The sequence below is a fragment of the Alicyclobacillus acidiphilus NBRC 100859 genome (assembly GCF_001544355.1).
GTDB classification, from domain to species: domain Bacteria; phylum Bacillota; class Bacilli; order Alicyclobacillales; family Alicyclobacillaceae; genus Alicyclobacillus; species Alicyclobacillus acidiphilus.
In genome coordinates this window covers 68,038-86,049 of sequence record NZ_BCQI01000014.1, presented here as the reverse complement: position 1 = coordinate 86,049, position 18,012 = coordinate 68,038, and the positions used below count along the sequence as shown (strand labels likewise).

Annotated in this window: 24 protein-coding genes; 3 read left to right on the top strand and 21 right to left on the bottom strand. The window is 45.4% G+C overall.

The genetic code is table 11. The features are described 5' to 3' along the window. From AAC01S_RS20065 to AAC01S_RS07910, 3 genes are all read right to left on the bottom strand, one after another. Positions 1–132 (bottom strand): YbaK/EbsC family protein (locus AAC01S_RS20065; protein WP_281178118.1); only part of this gene is annotated, 132 nt, incomplete at its 3' end. After that, positions 119–391 carry a YbaK/EbsC family protein gene (locus AAC01S_RS07915; protein WP_067621150.1) on the bottom strand — a complete coding sequence of 91 codons (273 nt, stop codon included), beginning with the start codon at positions 389–391 and terminating at the stop codon, positions 119–121. The genes AAC01S_RS20065 and AAC01S_RS07915, both read right to left, overlap by 14 nt. Positions 392–492: 101 nt before the next feature. Then, positions 493–675: a hypothetical protein gene (locus AAC01S_RS07910; protein ID WP_067621149.1), complete on the bottom strand. Its 183-nt coding sequence runs from the start codon at positions 673–675 to the stop codon at positions 493–495. A gap of 651 nt (positions 676–1,326) precedes the next feature. Between AAC01S_RS07910 and AAC01S_RS07900 the strand changes: the two genes are divergently transcribed. Next, positions 1,327–1,821 carry a hypothetical protein gene (locus AAC01S_RS07900; RefSeq protein WP_067621147.1) on the top strand — a complete coding sequence of 165 codons (495 nt, stop codon included), beginning with the start codon at positions 1,327–1,329 and terminating at the stop codon, positions 1,819–1,821. 306 nt (positions 1,822–2,127) lie between these two features. Here AAC01S_RS07900 and AAC01S_RS07895 read toward each other — a convergent pair whose 3' ends face one another. The 10 genes from AAC01S_RS07895 to AAC01S_RS07855 all read right to left on the bottom strand — a co-directional run bounded on the left by AAC01S_RS07895 (position 2,128) and on the right by AAC01S_RS07855 (position 10,435). Beyond that, positions 2,128–2,430, bottom strand: coding sequence for a hypothetical protein (locus AAC01S_RS07895; protein WP_067621146.1), 303 nt, complete (start codon positions 2,428–2,430; stop codon positions 2,128–2,130). A gap of 69 nt (positions 2,431–2,499) precedes the next feature. After that, complete coding sequence (locus AAC01S_RS07890) at positions 2,500–3,561, bottom strand: DUF262 domain-containing protein (protein WP_067621145.1); 1,062 nt, start codon at positions 3,559–3,561, stop codon at positions 2,500–2,502. 1,193 nt (positions 3,562–4,754) lie between these two features. Continuing rightward, positions 4,755–5,021: a hypothetical protein gene (locus tag AAC01S_RS07885; RefSeq protein ID WP_067621144.1), complete on the bottom strand. Its 267-nt coding sequence runs from the start codon at positions 5,019–5,021 to the stop codon at positions 4,755–4,757. 38 nt (positions 5,022–5,059) lie between these two features. After that, positions 5,060–5,803: a hypothetical protein gene (locus AAC01S_RS07880; RefSeq protein ID WP_067621143.1), complete on the bottom strand. Its 744-nt coding sequence runs from the start codon at positions 5,801–5,803 to the stop codon at positions 5,060–5,062. A 59-nt stretch (positions 5,804–5,862) separates the two neighbouring features. Continuing rightward, entirely contained in the window at positions 5,863–6,252 is a 390-nt protein-coding gene (locus AAC01S_RS07875) for a hypothetical protein (RefSeq protein WP_067621142.1), read from the bottom strand. Further along, positions 6,249–6,971 (bottom strand): hypothetical protein, encoded by a 723-nt coding sequence (locus AAC01S_RS07870; protein ID WP_067621141.1) that lies wholly within the window; start codon positions 6,969–6,971, stop codon positions 6,249–6,251. Before AAC01S_RS07870 ends, AAC01S_RS07875 begins: the two co-directional genes overlap by 4 nt. Positions 6,972–7,095: 124 nt before the next feature. Continuing rightward, the gene (locus AAC01S_RS07865; RefSeq protein WP_067621140.1) at positions 7,096–7,791 is read right to left on the bottom strand and encodes a nuclease-related domain-containing protein; all 696 of its coding nucleotides are present in this window, start codon (positions 7,789–7,791) and stop codon (positions 7,096–7,098) included. Between the two features lie 147 nt (positions 7,792–7,938). Further along, a complete protein-coding gene (locus AAC01S_RS20365; RefSeq protein ID WP_441394806.1) occupies positions 7,939–8,130 on the bottom strand; it encodes a DUF7669 domain-containing protein in 192 nt (63 codons plus the stop codon). A gap of 595 nt (positions 8,131–8,725) precedes the next feature. Continuing rightward, on the bottom strand, positions 8,726–9,745 hold the full coding sequence (locus AAC01S_RS07860) for a hypothetical protein (RefSeq protein ID WP_067621139.1): 1,020 nt from the start codon (positions 9,743–9,745) through the stop codon (positions 8,726–8,728). Positions 9,746–9,823: 78 nt separating this feature from the next. Then, positions 9,824–10,435 carry a methyltransferase family protein gene (locus AAC01S_RS07855; RefSeq protein ID WP_067621138.1) on the bottom strand — a complete coding sequence of 204 codons (612 nt, stop codon included), beginning with the start codon at positions 10,433–10,435 and terminating at the stop codon, positions 9,824–9,826. Between the two features lie 282 nt (positions 10,436–10,717). Between AAC01S_RS07855 and AAC01S_RS07850 the strand changes: the two genes are divergently transcribed. Next, complete coding sequence (locus AAC01S_RS07850; RefSeq protein ID WP_067621137.1) at positions 10,718–11,038, top strand: hypothetical protein; 321 nt, start codon at positions 10,718–10,720, stop codon at positions 11,036–11,038. Positions 11,039–11,059: 21 nt separating this feature from the next. Continuing rightward, positions 11,060–11,284, top strand: a complete 225-nt coding sequence (locus AAC01S_RS07845; RefSeq protein ID WP_067621136.1) for a hypothetical protein — start codon at positions 11,060–11,062, stop codon at positions 11,282–11,284. Positions 11,285–11,953: 669 nt separating this feature from the next. Here AAC01S_RS07845 and AAC01S_RS07835 read toward each other — a convergent pair. The 8 genes from AAC01S_RS07835 to AAC01S_RS07800 all read right to left on the bottom strand — a co-directional run bounded on the left by AAC01S_RS07835 (position 11,954) and on the right by AAC01S_RS07800 (position 17,901). Then, positions 11,954–12,697, bottom strand: coding sequence for an APH(3') family aminoglycoside O-phosphotransferase (locus tag AAC01S_RS07835; RefSeq protein WP_083511614.1), 744 nt, complete (start codon positions 12,695–12,697; stop codon positions 11,954–11,956). 136 nt (positions 12,698–12,833) lie between these two features. After that, positions 12,834–13,496 (bottom strand): Type 1 glutamine amidotransferase-like domain-containing protein, encoded by a 663-nt coding sequence (locus AAC01S_RS07830; RefSeq protein WP_067621133.1) that lies wholly within the window; start codon positions 13,494–13,496, stop codon positions 12,834–12,836. Positions 13,497–13,705: 209 nt separating this feature from the next. Further along, the gene (locus AAC01S_RS07825) at positions 13,706–14,338 is read right to left on the bottom strand and encodes an HAD family hydrolase (protein WP_067621132.1); all 633 of its coding nucleotides are present in this window, start codon (positions 14,336–14,338) and stop codon (positions 13,706–13,708) included. A 184-nt stretch (positions 14,339–14,522) separates the two neighbouring features. Further along, the gene (locus AAC01S_RS07820; RefSeq protein ID WP_067621131.1) at positions 14,523–15,230 is read right to left on the bottom strand and encodes a hypothetical protein; all 708 of its coding nucleotides are present in this window, start codon (positions 15,228–15,230) and stop codon (positions 14,523–14,525) included. A gap of 98 nt (positions 15,231–15,328) precedes the next feature. After that, complete coding sequence (locus AAC01S_RS07815) at positions 15,329–15,883, bottom strand: nucleotidyltransferase family protein (protein WP_067621157.1); 555 nt, start codon at positions 15,881–15,883, stop codon at positions 15,329–15,331. A gap of 8 nt (positions 15,884–15,891) precedes the next feature. Further along, entirely contained in the window at positions 15,892–16,353 is a 462-nt protein-coding gene (locus AAC01S_RS07810; protein ID WP_067621130.1) for a GNAT family N-acetyltransferase, read from the bottom strand. 59 nt (positions 16,354–16,412) lie between these two features. Further along, positions 16,413–17,690: a hypothetical protein gene (locus tag AAC01S_RS07805; RefSeq protein ID WP_067621129.1), complete on the bottom strand. Its 1,278-nt coding sequence runs from the start codon at positions 17,688–17,690 to the stop codon at positions 16,413–16,415. A gap of 31 nt (positions 17,691–17,721) precedes the next feature. Further along, complete coding sequence (locus AAC01S_RS07800) at positions 17,722–17,901, bottom strand: hypothetical protein (RefSeq protein WP_067621128.1); 180 nt, start codon at positions 17,899–17,901, stop codon at positions 17,722–17,724. Positions 17,902–18,012: the final 111 nt, after the last annotated feature.

The window sequence follows — 18,012 nt, the reverse complement described above, 5'->3', positions numbered from 1 at the left end:
CCAGATGGTGTTGTATTGAAAGAGGTCTTCGTCAATGATGGTGGTGATGGTCTCCTTGTGACCGAGCGGTGGAACCCCGCCTATGACAAACCCTGTGCGTTCACGGACGAAATTCGCATCAGCTTTTAGCAAGGTATCCGTTTAGCTGATTAGAAAGGGATTTCTCATGGACGCGATTGACCCCACTGGCAACCACTAATAAGGGGCTGTCCGAGTTCTTCAAACGAAAGATGATGGATTTTGCAATCTGCGCCACTTCACAACCGATGGCATCTGCGGCTTCCTGGGCGGTTCGTGTGCTGTCAGGTAATTCCACCACCTTGTTGGTGTACCCCAACTCGGAGAACTTGCTCTGTACTCGCTCTGAACTATCCTTCAATGGGTTCGCCATGTCAGTTCGCTCCCAACATCAAAATAATGCACTCAACCTGAATATTCGCTGTAGATGTTCGGCTCTGCCCCGTTTAATCCCTACACCCGTGTATTCTGCCTTTAATCCTGCTCTTCTCGCTCTTTCATCCAGTTATTCCTCAGAATCTCCTCCGTCCGTTCTTCTCTTGCCGCTTTCAAGTCCAAAACGAAGTCACCATTATCTTCAGGCTTATCAAAAAATCCATAGAGTTCATTGGCAGTGAGGAGCTTCACAACTTCCCCTGCTATTCGCTTTTCATACATGGATTTATCCCCTTTTCCCAGGGAAGGCAGGCAAAGAAACGCCTACTCCCTGCTCATAGTCCCCTGATATGACAAAAAGGCGGCATCTCGCCACCCTCGGACAAATCTTTTTTCAGCCCCACTTCAATCCAACGGCAGGGGATCTCCGCTTAACTACTCCCAGATGATTCAACCTGGGTTCCTACGCTTAACGGTGGTAGGTCACACGACTTTTTATAAAGTGGTAGGGATTTTCCAAGAGAGCGAAAAACCTCCATCCCTTTTTCTCCTGGTCTCTATCTCGTACCTGTGTGCCATATTCTCTATTTAGTCTCTCCGTGGCACGCGGGGAGGAGCCTTGCAACTGAAGGATAGCATATGGGTGGGGTTGGATCAATCGGATTCGGTGAAGGGCTTCGGGCGGACGATTTGGAGGGGCGGAATACGTATCATGTTCAACAAACTCAACCGAAAGCGTTTATTGAAATGGAACCATTTATGTATCCATAAACTGAAACATTTGTTGTTACATTTCTTGAACCCTGTCCAACTTAACCCCTTTTACGCCCTTACTGCTCTCCGACCTCAAACGGGGTTCGACACTTTTGTGGCTGATCAAATCTTGACACCGTGATAGATTGGGATCAAACCAAAGAGGAGGAATTAGTCATTATGGACACAGCTATTTTCGTAGGGTTTAGGCACGAAGGGACTATCAAGGGCTGTACGTGGCACACCAATATGGAGGAGTACACGCCCAGAAAGGAAAAGGTTCTCGACATGATTCGGAACCAAGATATCGACTATGCCAGGGACATCTTTGCACACATTGAGTGGACAACCTTTGAGGAGATGATTGGTGACGGTGACGGCATTTATCTCATTAACTTGTTCAAGCGTGGAGTCGATGAATATGAAGAGAACATAAGGCGTGTCCTGAAGTTCTTATACCAAGATGTAAGACGAAATAACAAACTGATCAATTCCGAAGTTGCCAAACGAGTCAGTAAGCGGGATGGGCAAACTTTGGCTCTGCTCTCCGACTCAGCACCGCACTATCACGAAGGGAAATTCGACATCGCATTCATTTTCGATTTGGATGCAGGTAAGTTGCGGACCGTACAAAAGCAACCTGTTTCAGTAAAAGAACGTCCCAGCGCAATGTAGGTGGATGTCGTCACCGAGGCTCCAGTGATGGGGTCTCAGTTTGTTTGGGGGAGAATCGGGTCAAGGGTAGCCGAAGAGGGGTCATCATGTTCATCAATTGATTCACGTTGTTCTTGGGCAAGACATTTGCGAATTTTTCTTCAATGTAAAAGATAAACGGAAAGATAAATAACAAGGTAAATTACAATATGAATCACAATATATTGTTCAATAAAAAGGACAATATAAAGACTCGATCACAGCGCATGGGTAGGCTTCCCATTCGTCAAGGGCAGGTGGCTTACTCTGAGTGCCCACTCCCCAGGATCACCTCTTCACTGTCTCAATCCAAACCTTATAGAACATCCTGCCATCTACCATCTCAGTCGATGCGTGCACGGTCACGGCTGGGATGGATGGGTTGTGGCTTCTCAGGAACTCTGCCCAGCGCGGTATCTGTCGGATGAGAAAATCTACGACCTTTTTATCGGGTGTGGCATAACCGACATTGACGAATCCCTCGCCAACGATGTCAGGATAAAGGGAATCCGCCCACTCTTCTGCTTCCCACGTTGAGTCGAACACTCTACTGTCTTCTTTGTAACGCCCATGAATCCATGTGATGCTCATGGTAGGATCGCGTCCTTAAGGGCAGAGGAGGGGAATCGTAGCCGATCCCCTCGTCCCCAAAACCGTCGCTCAATTTGCTCCTTCATTACCCTGCTCTTGACCAGTCTCCACCGTTGCCGCTACCTCGTCAGCCCCGCTCGCAACGTCAGCTTGCAACTGGGTTTTAAAATGGGAGTTGAACGCCTCTCTCATAACCATCAATCGCCGCTGGACATTTTCTTTCCGAGCACTTCCTGCCTGACTCGCCTCTTTATACTCTGCGGGTGGATTTTCTAAAAACGGTTGCGCCCATTCTGCAAACTGTTGAGGCGTAATTTCCAGCGCGTATTTTTGAATATCGAGAACCAGCTTGAAGAGCATCGGTACATGAGCCTTCTTCAAGAAGGTCTTCTTTGAATCACCCGCGAAGGCTTCATTAAGGAATGCGGATGCATTTTCCATCTTGGCTTGAAGTACGTCCTGGATGCCACTATCTCGTAGTTCCTGTACGAAAGCCCGAATTTCTTTACTGCTAAAGCCCGTATCAGGGTGGTGCACCAACAAGAGAATTTGGAGAACCAACTCTTGGTCAACAAAGCGTCGCTTCGCCGCCTTCGAGAGATTCACCTTCTTATCAAAGAATGGCAAGCTGGAAATTCGTTCGACGAACTTCAGGACACTATCTCCAAGATTCGCCCTGATAAGTTCAATCGGACGGATCGGAACTCCATTGTTCAGTCGATAAAATTGCTCCTCCATCTGTTCCTGAGTTGCTTCCTCGATCACATCGATTTCAAACTTGTAGTCCATAATCTTCTGCTGTAGATCATCGGTCAATTCGGCAAATTTTTTCCCCGCCAACTCACCCCCGTCAACGCTCTGAACCCCTACCAGTTTATATTTCCCTTCGATGTAATCAAAGATGGAACTCAATCGCTGATTTCCATCCAAGATATGGAGCATGGTTTCCCCTCTGCTACCCGATAGATTAGGGATCAGAAACCCCGCCAAGATGCTGTGAATCAGCTTTGATTGCCGTGTCTCGTCCCAGATGTTCCTTTTACGCTGAATCGTCAGTTCAAACGAAAGCTTGCCCTTCTCCTTCATCTTATGAAGCTCCGAAACCTTGTGCCTGATTCTCGCCGTTTTCATCCTCATCGTTCCTCCATCACATCATGGTGTTAAGGGCAAATGGCATGCCCCAAATCCAAAAAACAATACAGTTACGTTCTGAACATTTTTCATCGGTATTATAACGTAATTTGAGGGACAAGAGAGATTTTATCGAGGGATTTCGGGGGAAAGCAACTTGATTCATCAGAGGGAAAATTTAGCGTGTTCCCGTATGTTGTGTCACGACGGAGGTGTGTTATCACCAATCATACAAGGTGGTAGCAGGTACCATTGCGATTGTTTAAACCGTCGGGTCAATGATTCGGGGAGCAATTCCTCCGTCACGTTCAGTCACCTTCCCATCTGTAGCCTGGTGCAATTGTCCGTTCTCACGAATCTCCCTCCGACCTCATTTATCGGCATCGCTTGAATCACACAAAAGTTGTTCCAGGACGTTCATAGAGTTAAATCAGACATGGATTATGACAAAGATGAACCGAAAAGTTGTTCTCGAATCTTTTTATATATAGTGGAGATTGGCTGAGAGAACAACTTTTTGGTTCCCCATATTTGACTCTGATTTTCTGAATGCGCGTAATGGGTTATATCTCCACATTGTATGTGTCTCAAAATCTAAGGTTGCATTTCAAATGTCGAAGGAACAGATGCTCAAAAGATGACTCATCAGGTAAGCGATGCTCTTGTGACAAGGTGCTACCTTTGTAGCTGGTCGAGCTTTGACGTATGGGTTTCAACATGTGCCCTGCGGCACAGGGGAAATGCGATTCTGCGGCTACGATTCCATCTCTTCTGGATATTGGTAGTCTGATCTTGTCTCAACCAAAATGCAGAAGTCTTCATGAAGGATGGGCATCTCATCCCAATGATGCGACCAAGATGGATGTCGATACTCCTAAAGATTACCTTAATCAACGATAGATGAATCTAAACCATGCTACTCTTGGTGGCTGTAGCAATTCCCAAAGATCACCCATCACCATGATGCAAATTTGCACAAAGCCATGGCATAGCGCAACGATGCTTAACCTTGATATCAATTGTCAATTGAATAGAACATCCCAACCAATGAGAACTTGGATAACATCCATCGACAATTGGGATAACACTGCCAACGCTATACGTTAGGCTATGTAACACGTTGCTATGACTTGAGACAGTTCGAACGCCCTGTCTTTACCTGAAACCCCTTTTTTCACCCGTTCAGCCACAGCCTATTCTGTTTCCGTGCCGTCAAAAGTTCCTTCTGGAAGAATGCCGTCGAGGATTTCACTGTCATCGTCCTCATCGCTAAGTTCAACCGTCCGACCGAAGAAACTCCACCCTTTGCTCTCCAGCCACTCAATAAACTCGTCCAAAAAGTCATCATCAGACATCGTGGTATACACGTTCCCTACGATACGAATCGTGTTCCTGTCATCTGGACGTTCCAGAATCCATTTCGCTTTGTCTTGTTCTGGTTTTTTGTTTTGACCAGACATGGTGGCCCACTCCCTGATTGAAGCATTTTAAATCTCACTCATGGATTTACCAGTTCAGTAAGCTTCTTCTTCACAGGGTCAAACGCCGTCTCCCTATGTAACAATGAGTAGCCTGGGTGATATGTACGGTACGAATGATACGGAAGAATTTGATGGGACAGTCTGACCAAGTGATTCTGATCAAATCCGTCAATCGGATGAAATGTCAGTGTATTGCCCAATAACCTCTGATTCATGAATGTCTTCACGAGCCGCTCGTCGTAGGTGTATCCCGTCAAAAAGAGAACGACATCTGGCTGGAGAGCCTCTATCGTCATCGGCAACACATTGAACTCGCTGTACAACAACTCTTCAAGATGGGACGGAGGACGACCGTTCTCATAGTCAAATGGAATGAGTTGTGTATTTAAAAAGGAGTTGTCACCGTCATCAGGGGCTACCGCCTTAGACAACTCTCTGCTCCCGCGCCAGAACGGCGTATGATCCCACTTCCTCCACATGCGAAAGTCCTCGTACTCCCATTGAAGGTATCGGATGATTTCCTCTCGATGAACGTCTACATTCGCATGTTGAAAGTGTTGCAGGGTCTCATAGAATGTTCCCCACCCATTTGTCTCTTTTCCAACAATCAACACTTTTCTCTTTGCTTTCCGATATGCTGGGAGGCACTTAATCAAGAACGGATTGGATAACCTGCGAACGTCCTGCTCGTCAAGCAACTGTACCGCTCGAATCATTCGCCCCCACCATTCTTCGTAGGTAGCCTGCAACCGCTTCTCCATTTCACGTTCTCTTTCGAAAATGCCAAAGTCTGACACGAACCCCTTCAACCCTTTCGCGGTCAGTTTCTATTGTGACTTCTGCGCCTGTTTTTCTCCCACTGCCAAGCACTTAGAAATAGGAGTAACTCATCCCGTTCATAATCCATTGCTTCTTCGGGCAGTACACCCCGCTTGACCATAGCTCCCAAGGCATACTCCGCGAGCGTTCTTGCATTGATGTCGCTTTCGGGATTATGTAGGTAGGTCAACAACTTCCCCTTGTCATAGCTGTGAGGAATCTCCTCAAATGGGTCTAAGATATTGTAGTTGCGTAGTTCCTCGACATTCATATCTTGAAGATTGGATTGAATCTCATCGGCAACGATTTTCAAAGCGTGCTTGTAGGCTGATATCGTCGCTCGATAGTTGTCATCGAAGAAGGAGTCATCCACATCAAACAACTGCTTCAATTCAATTGTCCAAGTTGATACCAATAAGCCTCTCCCCTTCCGAATCTCTGTTCATTCTCGCGAAACAGAACGTTGATCTGATCCTTGATATTCAAACAATCAGGTATCTGCTGGTTCTTCCACTTTTTCAAATGGGCTTCATAGTCTCTTTCGACATGGTTGATTAGGACGCTTAGAAGACTGTAGCGACTTTGGGTGCATTTAAACAAATCCTCGATACGGATCGAATAAATCTGATCTTCTTTGCCCACCTGATTGCTGTATACGATAACGGAGAAATCCGCCTTTAAGTGCGGAGTTGACCAACTTGCATAGTACCTTTCCTCATCATCTTTTAGGTTAACTGGATGCACACCGAACATCGCCCTAATGTGCTTGAAGTAATCATCATCCGTCTTCTTGTCCTGAAATACGCTATGGTCATTACCACACGGGTAATGTTGTTCGAATACCCTATAGAGTTGCTTGACTGATTCGACAACCAAATCCAACGCACAGATTAACTGCATCAGATTGAGAGACGCAACATTGGGATTTTTGTTTGCAAGTTGAATGTAGGGAATTCCATCGACAGCAACTTCAATCCAATCCATCGCAGAACAAATGATGTTCCACTTATTTTTCCCGTCTATATTCCAGTATTTATTTGCGACAAAATGATGATTGTCGTTCATCTTGTCACGGAACTTCTTGATCAAATTTCTTTCGAGTTGTGTCACGTCGCACCTCGCTGAAACCAGTGTTTAGCAATGCATTCATGTCCGTAGTTGAATACGGTATTCCCATTTCCAATCATGAACCGTCACCTTCCCTATTCAGAAACAAGACGCGCTATCAATATGACTACTTCTTTCTTGCCGCCAATCTATCATGTTCGGCTCGATCTTGTGGGTCAGTGATATTTGCTCTATTGATCAATTCGTAGACACGACTAACATCTGAATCAGACAAAATCGGCTCTGACATTTCAGATTTAAATCTCAGTAGCTTCCTCTCGATGTAGTCGGACAGTTCCACATCATAAATCACCAGTTCGTTCGACTGGATTTTTCGTAATTCTGGGTCTACGCTAAAGCGACATCGAAGCGTGAACGATATTATGGACACGAAAGTAAGGTTCTTGAATTCAGATAAGATGTTTTCTAATACCTTGATGTGCCCGTAATTTTGTCGAAGTGGATTGTACGGATTAAATCTGCCACTGACATTCCAGCGTTTATCCGTTCGCTTTCCTTTTATCTCGCCCTTATAATTCTTTGTCTCAATCACAAATAGACCATATGGAGTGATAACAACATGGTCTATTTGAGAATATCCAGTCCTCGATTTGGGATTACGAACAAGCACGTCACTGACATACCTGATTTCCCTTGGCATTTGGCGAAGCTGGACATCAATCTTGTACTCTCCCAACTCACCAATGTGTGAAGGATCGACCTTTCTCTTTTGCTGTTTGGCATTCGATACAGAACTTTGCTCTCTTTTCTTGCCTTGCTGATCTGCATTTTTAAATAATGATACTAATTTAGCCCAAACCATCGATTGTCCCCCCAGCGGAACACAACTAAAGAGTTGCAGTGTAAAATTTCATATTACAACACTTTCTTATAATGAGACTACCTTAATTCTTTGCGCCTGACACGCAAGAAACCTATCGTATGACTTCACCTAAATGGTATTCCACGGTTACGTGTCAACTCGATGCAATTTATATACCCCATGGTCAATTCGTTCAAAATCAGAAAACACTGTTGCATGATGATTCGGTGCATTTACACAACACCGTGAGGTGACGTGTGTTCGAATCGTTGACTCAGGATACTTGGTTTGCCTATCCTTCATGTAGTCAACGACCTCTTGAACCGTAAAACGATTTATCCCTCGCCGCTCGATAATAAACCGAGCGGCTGTTAAAACTTCGTCTCAGCAGGACGAGTTTCGTGGTAAGCCACTCCGTACATCGGATGATTCTGGCTTACTGCTCCTTGCCCCTTCGTTGACCGCTCTGTCTGTAGCCCTGTACTTCCCCCTCGCGATGTTCCATTCGGGGTTCAACTTTTCAATCAGTATCCTCTCGACCTCGAACCTGTCATTTGTCTCATGGAAATACAGCTTGATCTCGGAATTTTCATTACCACCTCATAAATTTGGTGGTTTATCCTGAAGTTCGTAGGTTGTCCACCCACATGGCAATTCCGTGGCGAGATCTTCCCGTTACCAGTATTAAATCGATGACCGAGGTTCACGCATTCACCCACATATTTGACTGTACTTCTCTGGTGTATAAAGGAATCGTGAAACGGCAGAAGTGGTCCATATTGATGTAAAGGCAGACCCTCTTTGTTCTCATACGCCTGTTGTGGAAAGAATGTCTTCACCTTTCCGTCGGCTTTATCAGGTACAATGTCGCAAACATAGGTAGTATATCAATATTTTCCATCGAATCGCTCCAGACTCGCTTGGACTGTTGATATTAATTTGCTTGGCGACGAATAATATTCCTCTCGTCAGCAGTTATTTCTAACCCCTTGAACATAAAGGCATCCAGATCCCTGGTATTATCCACTATCGGAGATGTGTCCGTTCCTTCCAAATGAGACTTCAATATATCCAAGTTTATACCTGAATATTGGGTCTCGAATAGGAGAAATTGTTGCGTTAAGGCACGCGTATATCTGACCACTTCGGGTTCGTTGAGCGACGATTGGTATATGTAAGACAACGTTCCAATCCCCTTTTTACAAATAAATCTGTGCTGATAATCCATTCGAAAGGTATTGTGAACAATATTGTTCCTGACACCGTAAATAAATTCAATGTTTCGTTTCAATATGGACAAGTATGGTCCCCAATTCACTGGGTAGTATCTTTCTTGTAGACACAGGTTTAGTTTTTTCTTGAATTTATCCGCGTATATTCGTCGCAAGGTAAAGAAATTCTCAATTGATGTAATAATCTTCCGAATGCATTCATCTAAACTGAATGAAAAGTAGCATGTCATAGCGTCAATAAAATCACGTATGAAAAAGTTATCATACTCCTTTGCTAACGCTTCTGCAGATGGGAATGGTAAGACTGCAACTGGCCAAGGTAGTCTGTGGGGTATCCCATCCTCCATGCGTATCAATGCCAACTCATCGATTCCGATCGTTGATAGTAACGAATGAAGGATGTGTCCAGAGAGATATTTTTGACTGATAATCTCACGATTAACAACGGGGAGTATCGCCTCAATATAACCAATAATAAACATCGTGGCGTTTCCGCGATGTGCTATTGCAGACTCGTAAAGCTTTTTTGATATGGGACGCTTGATCAAAACCGTCAATAGATTGCCATCTTGCCTTACTGAGATAGTTGAGCATTCCCATGACAGTTCCAGAGGAGATAGATGGGCGGAATAATAGTATGTACATCGGATTGCAACATCCACCGTTTCTTTATCTTCGATAAACTCTTGTCCAATATAGACACGTCCGCGATTTTCAGACACGCTAAGCTACCTCCAATCACATGATTTCATTTCTTCAACGTCACTTTGAAAAGCAACCAATGTTCACAACTCTGTCCGTTACCATATCCCAGGGAACATCCTTCGAGTGCGCTTTCGATACTCCACATATCTCTCCCCGAAGTGCTCAACCAGGACTTTCTCCTCAACACGAATTCTGTACGCATAGATCAGGAGTAAGCCGATGCCACACAGCAATACCCCCCACCAAGTTCGGAGACCAAAGCCGATACCAACCGCCGTAATCCACCCACCCGTGTAAGCTGGGTGCCGAATCCAGCGATACAGTCCTGTTTGCACGATTTCTTGGTTTGAAACCACGCCGACAACAGGTGAGAAAAATCGTCCAAGCTGGATGATTGCAGAGAGTCGAATGACTATACCAGCAATCATCAAAACGAAACCAATGTATTGTGTCCATCGGGGGAGAATCCCCTCTTGCCGTATTGAGAAACCAATAGATATGAAAATCAGCACATACATTCCAAGCATAATAAGCACCGCAGAACCACGGTCATCATTTCGCTTTCTTGGTTGTCCGCGCCGAAGCAAACGTGCACGTATCCAGAGTGACATCTCCAACGCAAACCACACGTAAAATAATATCCAGAACGATGCGCCCTCATATGTGTACACATTCATCGCTATTCCCCACCCCGTCGCCTGTTTCAAACAGCATCCACCAATGTCCTCATTATAGAGGATGAAGTGCGCCGCATTACTAAACGCCGCCAATTATTCTTGGGGTGAAAACTGGAAAAGCACATTGTCAAGATTCCCTTCTCTCCATCCACTTCGTCCAGTCTCCTGCCCTGCCCAATCCTGTTATGATCCAAACTCCATCAACCATATTTTTACACACCTCCACTCTTGAGTTATCATGGTGAAAACAGAGTGAATCAATAGTTTGAAGTGCAGTCGTTCGGAGATAGGGCGGAAACGGAGGGAGCAAAAATGACAAGTGATCTGGATCAGACTGCCGATGAGATACGGCGAAAAACGAGACAGGAAATCGCAACGCAATTGACCGACCTCCTTCCCGTTCCAACCATCGCCAAAGTATGTGATATGACTTTCGAGCAGATGTTGGCTCTGGTCAGGCGGTCTGAGTCAGAGGGCACAGTTACAAGGGAGAAATCGAACAGACAACCACCGCACACGATAAAGTTGCTGGATCAGCCAATCTGCAGAACAACAGTGCCCATGGCGATCAGCACACAGCGTGTAATCCAGAGACATGAAGAAGCGATAAGCAAGCTGAAGCAATATCTGTAATCAACGAAAGGATGATGAACAATGGGTGGTAATGAATGGGACTGGGATGATAATTTCCCAAGCGGCGTATTCGCCGTCCCCCCTGACCCGAACTCCCCAAAAGTGAAAGTCAGGAAACTGGTCGATTGGTGCAGAGCTAATGGCATACCGCTGTCCGAAGCCCATCGTCTGTCCGCAACCATCATGGAGCAATTCCTTGAATATCCGAACAAAGATAGGGCGAAAGACGAAAAGAAGCAGGATTAGTCCCGATACGCCCTTGCCCCACAAATCCATGAAAACGGAGGTCTGAGAGATGTTCGTCATTCATTGCAACAACTGCAGTCGCGAAGTCGAGTGGAAGGATGGCGTGGAGCTTGGGAAGTTGGCAATCGAAATGTGCGGTTCTATGGTTATTTGCGCCTGTGGTCATGGCATAAGCGACGATAACGGAGTTCTAAGGACCTTTGATGTGCCCGATGCGGAATAGGGGCGGGTAAATGCAGGCTGGTGCGAGAAAGACAGTCTGCCTGGGCTTCGGGGAATGGGATTCAAATTGTCGTTGGTAACGATGTGCCGCACATCGAGCGACTGTCTATAAACATGCCTCAAAACGCGGAGCACGATATACCACGAAAGGTTACATTTTGAACCATAAGAAGTGATGTTGTCGCCAGCCGTCTCGCGTTGTTTAACTCCCGCTTTTCCTACCTACTTTTGACTCTTGGAGGTGTCAGTCGTGACAGAACTGAATCCCAATGATGCTCCGAAACAGATCGAAAACGAACAGGACAAACCAGATACAAGACCGAGGATGGTGTGGAAACGTCCCCGCATCAATGCTCCAATGCCTACCCCCTCGCCGCGTGAAAGGTGGATAAGGCAGGAAAGCAGGCGGTTGGTGCGTTTGTACGGAAGTACCAAGGATAAGCCCTCTTAACCCAGAAATCTGTTTAGCAAATCGTAAAACCGCAATTTTGACTCGTCTAATTCCTGCAAACCGTACTCCTGTAGAAACAACTCGAAACACTCGTCTGGTAACTTGTTGTAGCTCAAGGTGTCACGAACAGTGACAATATCCACATATCTGTCCGTTACGGCTAACTGCCCCAAGTCGATAAAGCCACTGATATGTCCATCTGCCAAAAGTACATTTGGCATCGAATAGTCTCCATGGCAAACGACCAGATCGGAATCAGGGAACAAGCGCATCATTTCATCGAAGAGTTGAGCCAGGTTGGGATCGGGGTAATGGTGCGAAAGGTATTCCACATCGATACTTCCGCTCGATATTCGTTCTTGTACCAAAGCGATTTTTTCGTTAACCGACCATAAGAATGGGCAAGTCGCCACATCCAGCGAATGAATGGTCCTTAATCCCTTTGCAAGTTGCTTGATGAGGTTGGATATGTCATCCCGAAGACTTAAATCAAATGATGGAACACCTTGGATTTCGGACACCAGCATATACTGGTTCTCGTCATCTGAATCGAAATACAGCAGTTCTGGGGCAGGCAATTTACCTTGGAGCCATTCCAACCGTTCTCTTTCGGGACGTAAGTCACCATTGGAAATAGCCTGTACTTTTAAATACAATCCCCGTCTGGACGGACTGGTCAATTGAAACACCAAGCAGTTCGAATGACCGATGCTGTTCTCACGAGCCTCATATCCATCGATTAGTCTCTACAATTGCTTTGGATGTTGGTTAAACGGCTCCATCTATTTTCCCCTTCTCGACAGTCCTGTCCCGCCAACGGCTTCATGTACATTGTTTAGAACGTAAAGCGCACCCATTATCGACTGAAACCACAGGCTAACTGAAGACGGACATCTTCTCGTTAGGCATTAGCACTCTCTTGAAGCCACGGTCGAATATGGTGACGGCATCAAAGCCGATTACTCTGATAATCGAACCGTCGAATGAGATACCCGACCGTTCAGGGATCGCGATGATTGGGTAGTCATAATTGGCAATAAAATTATCATGAGCATCAACATAATGGCACCAAATTGCGTAGTTGCCTACAAGTCCAAGCCCAGTGGTATCATCTAATCCGACCTCATTGGTATCCATCACCGAGCAAGTGGAAATATCCCGCCCCAGCACTATTGCTCCTGCACTTCCACCGTACACACTACCACCGTTGGCGATAAAATCCTTTAAAGGATGATCGAAACCAGTTTTTCTCAAATGGTCGAGCAATTTGTAGGTATTCCCGCCTCCGATATACACAGCATCGAATGTCCCTAAGTCATTGATTAGATTTGGGGTCAAGGCATCCCACATAACGATGTCAGTAATACCAAGAGGGTTAAAGACCCTCTGAATCCACGTATGGCATTCCTCATACGTCGGTGAAACACCGCTCATCGCGATTGGTAAATAAAGTAGTTTCTTGCCGCCAACATCTTCAGCAAATTGCTGATCCAGCTTCACCGAGTCTTTTTCGTCGCCTCCACCAGCCAAGTAAAGCACTCACAACATCCCCCTTCCTGTTACCACATATCGGGCGTTATGCCCCTCGACATCATCCATCGATGATTCTCCAATAGCCACGAATTTCAACTATGTATTTCCAGAAACCACTGCAGTACTTGTTGTTCATTTCCTATACGTATGGTTTTTTCGCTTTACTACTCACCTTAGAACCGCCCCTTCCCTGGAATACCTTGTTTATCCTGTCCCTATCTTTGAGATAGAAAGTCGAGAATATCCGTTGGAACACAAGCCATCTTGGTTGGACAGGCTGACTGCAATCGTTTGACGTTCCCATCTCCCCAAAGTGCACCAATGGTACTCATGCCCGCCGCCTTTCCTGCCTGTATGTCTGTTGGTTGATCTCCTATGTATATACAGTCCTCTGGCGGTACTCCTATGCTACGTGCCGCGAGAAGAAGGGGAGCGGGGTGTGGTTTGTGTTGCAGTGTGTCCTCTTGGGCTACGACAACATCAAACAGGACATCCAAGCCTTTTGATTCCAACTCATTGATGACATGGAATCGTCTCTTCGATGAAACGATTCCCATCTTATAACCTCTCAGCTTCAACTCGTACAGCAACTCTGTAATTTCGGAGTAACAAAGTATCTGATGAGAGTGCTCTTGGTAAAACCGTGTCCCTGCATCAAGGATTCGTGTCGCCAAATTATCATCGAACCATTCCTTGTAAACAACAGGTACAGGACGACCTATGAGTTGTTCAAATTCATCTGGAGTAGGTTCCCTGCCAAGTACCTGCTGAAACCCATGACGGGTTCCTGCCTTTGCCAAAGTCTCGCTATCTTGAATTGTGCCGTCCAAATCCCAAAGAATCACCATTAACGATTTCACCTCCATGAAAAAACTGAACCAATGCTCACCATGGCATAAACCCGTCTGTTTCAGAAGCAAATATGAACCGCGAAGTTCTTCAACAATACGTATACTGAGTGTGACCCATTTCAGCTTCCTGGGGAGATGGTTCCTTAACACTGGATGCGCGTATATTGACGTAGCACAAATCTCATTTCCTGACTTGTTTGAACCCATCAAACAGCTGTCCGCCCAGTGGCTCGTATATTGAATTCACGAAATCTATAAACGGTTGTTTGTCACCATGTCGATAGAAATGACGAAGCGTTTCGAAAAACTTGGTGGCTAACTTTTCATCAAATTTATATAGCTCTCTGCCTAACCGTTTGCCCCGACCGCTCCACTGACCATTAAGACGAAGAATGAAGTCTGCAAGTTGAATTGAAATAGTATTGACCGTAATGATCGCCTCTTCATCACTTTTCGAGTCTCTAAAATCATCGAGAAGGTCATAAATGAAGTATCTCGAAGCGTTGATGAAGTCGTCGCTCAACGGCGGAGGACCTGCACTGAGGCACCTATTCGCATTTCGCTTGATTGTTGTCGTTTTTTCGCTATCCTTCAGAATTACTCCCGTTGATACCATTTCAGCCAATGTTGCGCGACCATTTTGCTTGTCAATCTCGAACTGCTGAAGATATGATATTTCGTTGTGAATAAAGGACTCTATCCGCCAACCGTATAGGACAAAACTCTCCCTGTAGGCGTTTTGGACAGTACTATCGAAAACGACAATATCCAAATCAGACGTATCTGTCTCTTCACCCCTGGAAGCACTTCCCGCAAGCAGAGCGGTAAAGCAACGAGGGAACTTTTCGTCTACAAATTGTTTAGCGGCATCGAGTGGTTGTAGTCTCACTTTCTCCCTCCTCGCTCAATACTGTCCCGATCTCGACGTAACTCCTGTATCCTTCTATCTTCGCACAAACAATGCCTGCTCCCTACCAACCCTGTACTTCACGGATGTAGGATTCTAAGCCTATGCCACTTTGCGCTCCATCCCTTTGTTGCCACCCGTTGTTCATAAATGTCTCGTTTGTCCTGTGAAATGAAAAACGGAGTTGGACGAACGACCAAATTCACCAAGTCATCAACTCCATACGGAGCAACCAAACTCACCTGACCATTCGAGTCCAAATAAGCTCCGATTGCCGTGCATACTTCAGGAAAATTCGACAATCCATCGGCTGTTGATGTGTAAGGTACATGACCGTTCTTGGTGTGCATTCTCGCTTGATTTTTGACAGACCATGGAACTGAAGAGTCTAACCCCTTCAGAATCTTCTCGTACTCCTTTTCTGCCGATTCGTCGGTACGATTGGGATCAAAGTACGCAACATCAACATCGGGTAAACGTGTTCCAGCGAACCCATGAAGGTAATCCCACACCTTGGAACGAATGAAGCCTGCACATACACACCAGTCAGGCAAGCGAAGTGATTGCGCGGTTTGTAAAACATGCATCATCCAATTATCCGATGCGATCAGACTGATAATGTCTTGTTCTCCCATGCGATTTTTCAAATTCCACGCTTCTCCAGATATATCAGACTCAAGTCAGGCGAAATGAAGTTTTCTGTGAAGGCTTTATACCCTAACTTCTCGTATAACGCGATGTTCTTTTCGCTTTTACTTCCCGTAAACAATTCGTAACGGGAGTTCGGGAAAAGCCCTTCTATTGCGTTCATTAACCTCTTCCCAATCCCCCGATTTTGGTGATTCGGATGAACTATGAGCTTGCCTATGAAGCATGTCCCATCCTTTTCATATGCCCGAACCGAGCCGATGATAGCGTCACCCACCACGGCTTTCAGGATGATATGATCTTCAAACTGGTTCTGTGGCTGTTCGAGGGTCTGAACAAGCGGTTCGATGCTGAAATCGTTGTATATTTCCGCTTCACTTTGATATGCAAGCTTCTGAAGGGAGAGAATTTTCTCGGCATCAGACACGGAAGCTCTTTCAATCACGATGTTGTTCATCTCAACTCAACCTTTCTCGGCTCATCTGTACTCGTCATATCGCAGACAGTGGTTGTTCGTCAACTTCCAGTGGATAATATCCTCTGCCGATATTGTTCATCCATCGCCTTCCTGTTGGCTCTCGTGACTTCTAAGGTTATCATTAGTTCACTGTCCCAACTACCGTTATCCAAATAAGAGAGCCATTCTGGGCAACCACATTTTGCGAGACGTACTCTCTGTTTGTAATTAAAGGGCTTGAGTATTGGGGGAATCTCCAATATGCCTGGGTTAACGATCACCAATGAGAGATCAGGATTCATAAGCATAGCATTGTAGAGCCTGAGATTTACGTGTTCGTCCGCAAAACCATATCCAATGATTGTAATCTCCTCCACAATCCCAAACACTTCGTCCATCAACCTAATCTTTTCTTCACCTGGTTTTGGATCAAATGTCTCGCTATACTTGTAACCTCCTGTCAGGATCGAGTGGCGTAAAAATCCCATTTCTCCTTGCATATTACTGATCGCAATCTCACCATGAATCCTGACTCGTGATCCATTAACAAAGTACCCAAAATCATTCAACACACAACTCGTCTTCATCAAATACGATAACTCTGTATCACCCGTCCCCAAGGCAACTTGGAGCACCTTAGAATCATCGTCAAACGTAAATTCGTTGATGCCACCGTGCAATTTGATGAGGTTTACCCCTCTTTGGTTCCGAAGAAAATCCATATCGGTCAAGTTCATGTTCTTACGGTCAACGGCACTGAACAAGACTTGTTTTTTCATGTTTTGATTACTCTCAGGTATGAGAATCGATGTAGTCGAACCAAAGCTTAGAGGGATTCCAGCTTTTAGACACAGAAACTCGATGAATAAGTCATGATTGAGCGATACAACCCAGAGTTCTTCATCTGAAGGGACAATTCGAGAAAAGCTGTCGTATAAATGTCTATTTGCCAGATACCATCCAAAGTTGTGCACTTGATACTTCCAAAACATTCGAACCACAATTTCAAAGATCCGACCAAATGCATAATGAAACGAATCTCGCCATGGTTGAGATGCACCAAGACGGTGGTATTCGTTTTGTAGACTCTTCAGGAACCCCTCGTAATTCGACCCGTCTCCTCGACTACGCTCATAGATATCGAAAACTTCATCAATAGCCAAAGGGTCAATTTGTCTATCAGGTCCATACGGGTCTGCTTCTCGCCAAATCTTGATGCAACGACTCAGGCGTTCAGGCGTTAAAAAGTAGAAAAAATCGTCAGTAAAACTACTGGCAAGTGGCATCCCCAAGTCATAAGAGAAACCCGCACCCAACAGTAGAGCCTTTTTGGTCATCCTATACTCTCCTATCCTGCCATTACCCAAGTTATTTCTCTTTCTCCTGCTTCTCCAACAACTCATAAATGGCACTCAATTTTCTGGACATGTCCTGTGTTGAGTTGCGAATCTGAAATACCGCCATCATCATGGCAATCCAGAAAATCACCGTTATGATCGGAATTAACAAAATAAACACGCCGCTAAATCCCACGTTTGCCATCTGCACACCAATCCCTCCCACTGAACCTATCTTATTCCCACAGATCCCACATAAAGGCTACTTCTTTCCCCCCGAACCACCCAGTACATAGAACAGCACTGCCAAGAACCCCACAAA

What these genes read in the sequence shown, in the direction of transcription:
- AAC01S_RS07805 (WP_067621129.1), bottom strand. Translation starts at nt 17,690, where the DNA reads ATGACCAAAAAGGCTCTACTGTTGGGTGCGGGTTTCTCTTATGACTTG.
- AAC01S_RS07815 (WP_067621157.1), bottom strand. Translation starts at nt 15,883, where the DNA reads ATGGGAGAACAAGACATTATCAGTCTGATCGCATCGGATAATTGGATG.
- AAC01S_RS07810 (WP_067621130.1), bottom strand. Translation starts at nt 16,353, where the DNA reads ATGAACAACATCGTGATTGAAAGAGCTTCCGTGTCTGATGCCGAGAAA.
- AAC01S_RS07890 (WP_067621145.1), bottom strand. Translation starts at nt 3,561, where the DNA reads ATGAAAACGGCGAGAATCAGGCACAAGGTTTCGGAGCTTCATAAGATG.
- AAC01S_RS07915 (WP_067621150.1), bottom strand. Translation starts at nt 391, where the DNA reads ATGGCGAACCCATTGAAGGATAGTTCAGAGCGAGTACAGAGCAAGTTC.
- AAC01S_RS07880 (WP_067621143.1), bottom strand. Translation starts at nt 5,803, where the DNA reads ATGGAGAAGCGGTTGCAGGCTACCTACGAAGAATGGTGGGGGCGAATG.
- AAC01S_RS07895 (WP_067621146.1), bottom strand. Translation starts at nt 2,430, where the DNA reads ATGAGCATCACATGGATTCATGGGCGTTACAAAGAAGACAGTAGAGTG.
- AAC01S_RS07885 (WP_067621144.1), bottom strand. Translation starts at nt 5,021, where the DNA reads ATGTCTGGTCAAAACAAAAAACCAGAACAAGACAAAGCGAAATGGATT.
- AAC01S_RS07910 (WP_067621149.1), bottom strand. Translation starts at nt 675, where the DNA reads ATGTATGAAAAGCGAATAGCAGGGGAAGTTGTGAAGCTCCTCACTGCC.
- AAC01S_RS07865 (WP_067621140.1), bottom strand. Translation starts at nt 7,791, where the DNA reads ATGGTTTGGGCTAAATTAGTATCATTATTTAAAAATGCAGATCAGCAA.
- AAC01S_RS07845 (WP_067621136.1), top strand. Translation starts at nt 11,060, where the DNA reads ATGGGTGGTAATGAATGGGACTGGGATGATAATTTCCCAAGCGGCGTA.
- AAC01S_RS07825 (WP_067621132.1), bottom strand. Translation starts at nt 14,338, where the DNA reads ATGGTGATTCTTTGGGATTTGGACGGCACAATTCAAGATAGCGAGACT.
- AAC01S_RS07850 (WP_067621137.1), top strand. Translation starts at nt 10,718, where the DNA reads ATGACAAGTGATCTGGATCAGACTGCCGATGAGATACGGCGAAAAACG.
- AAC01S_RS07900 (WP_067621147.1), top strand. Translation starts at nt 1,327, where the DNA reads ATGGACACAGCTATTTTCGTAGGGTTTAGGCACGAAGGGACTATCAAG.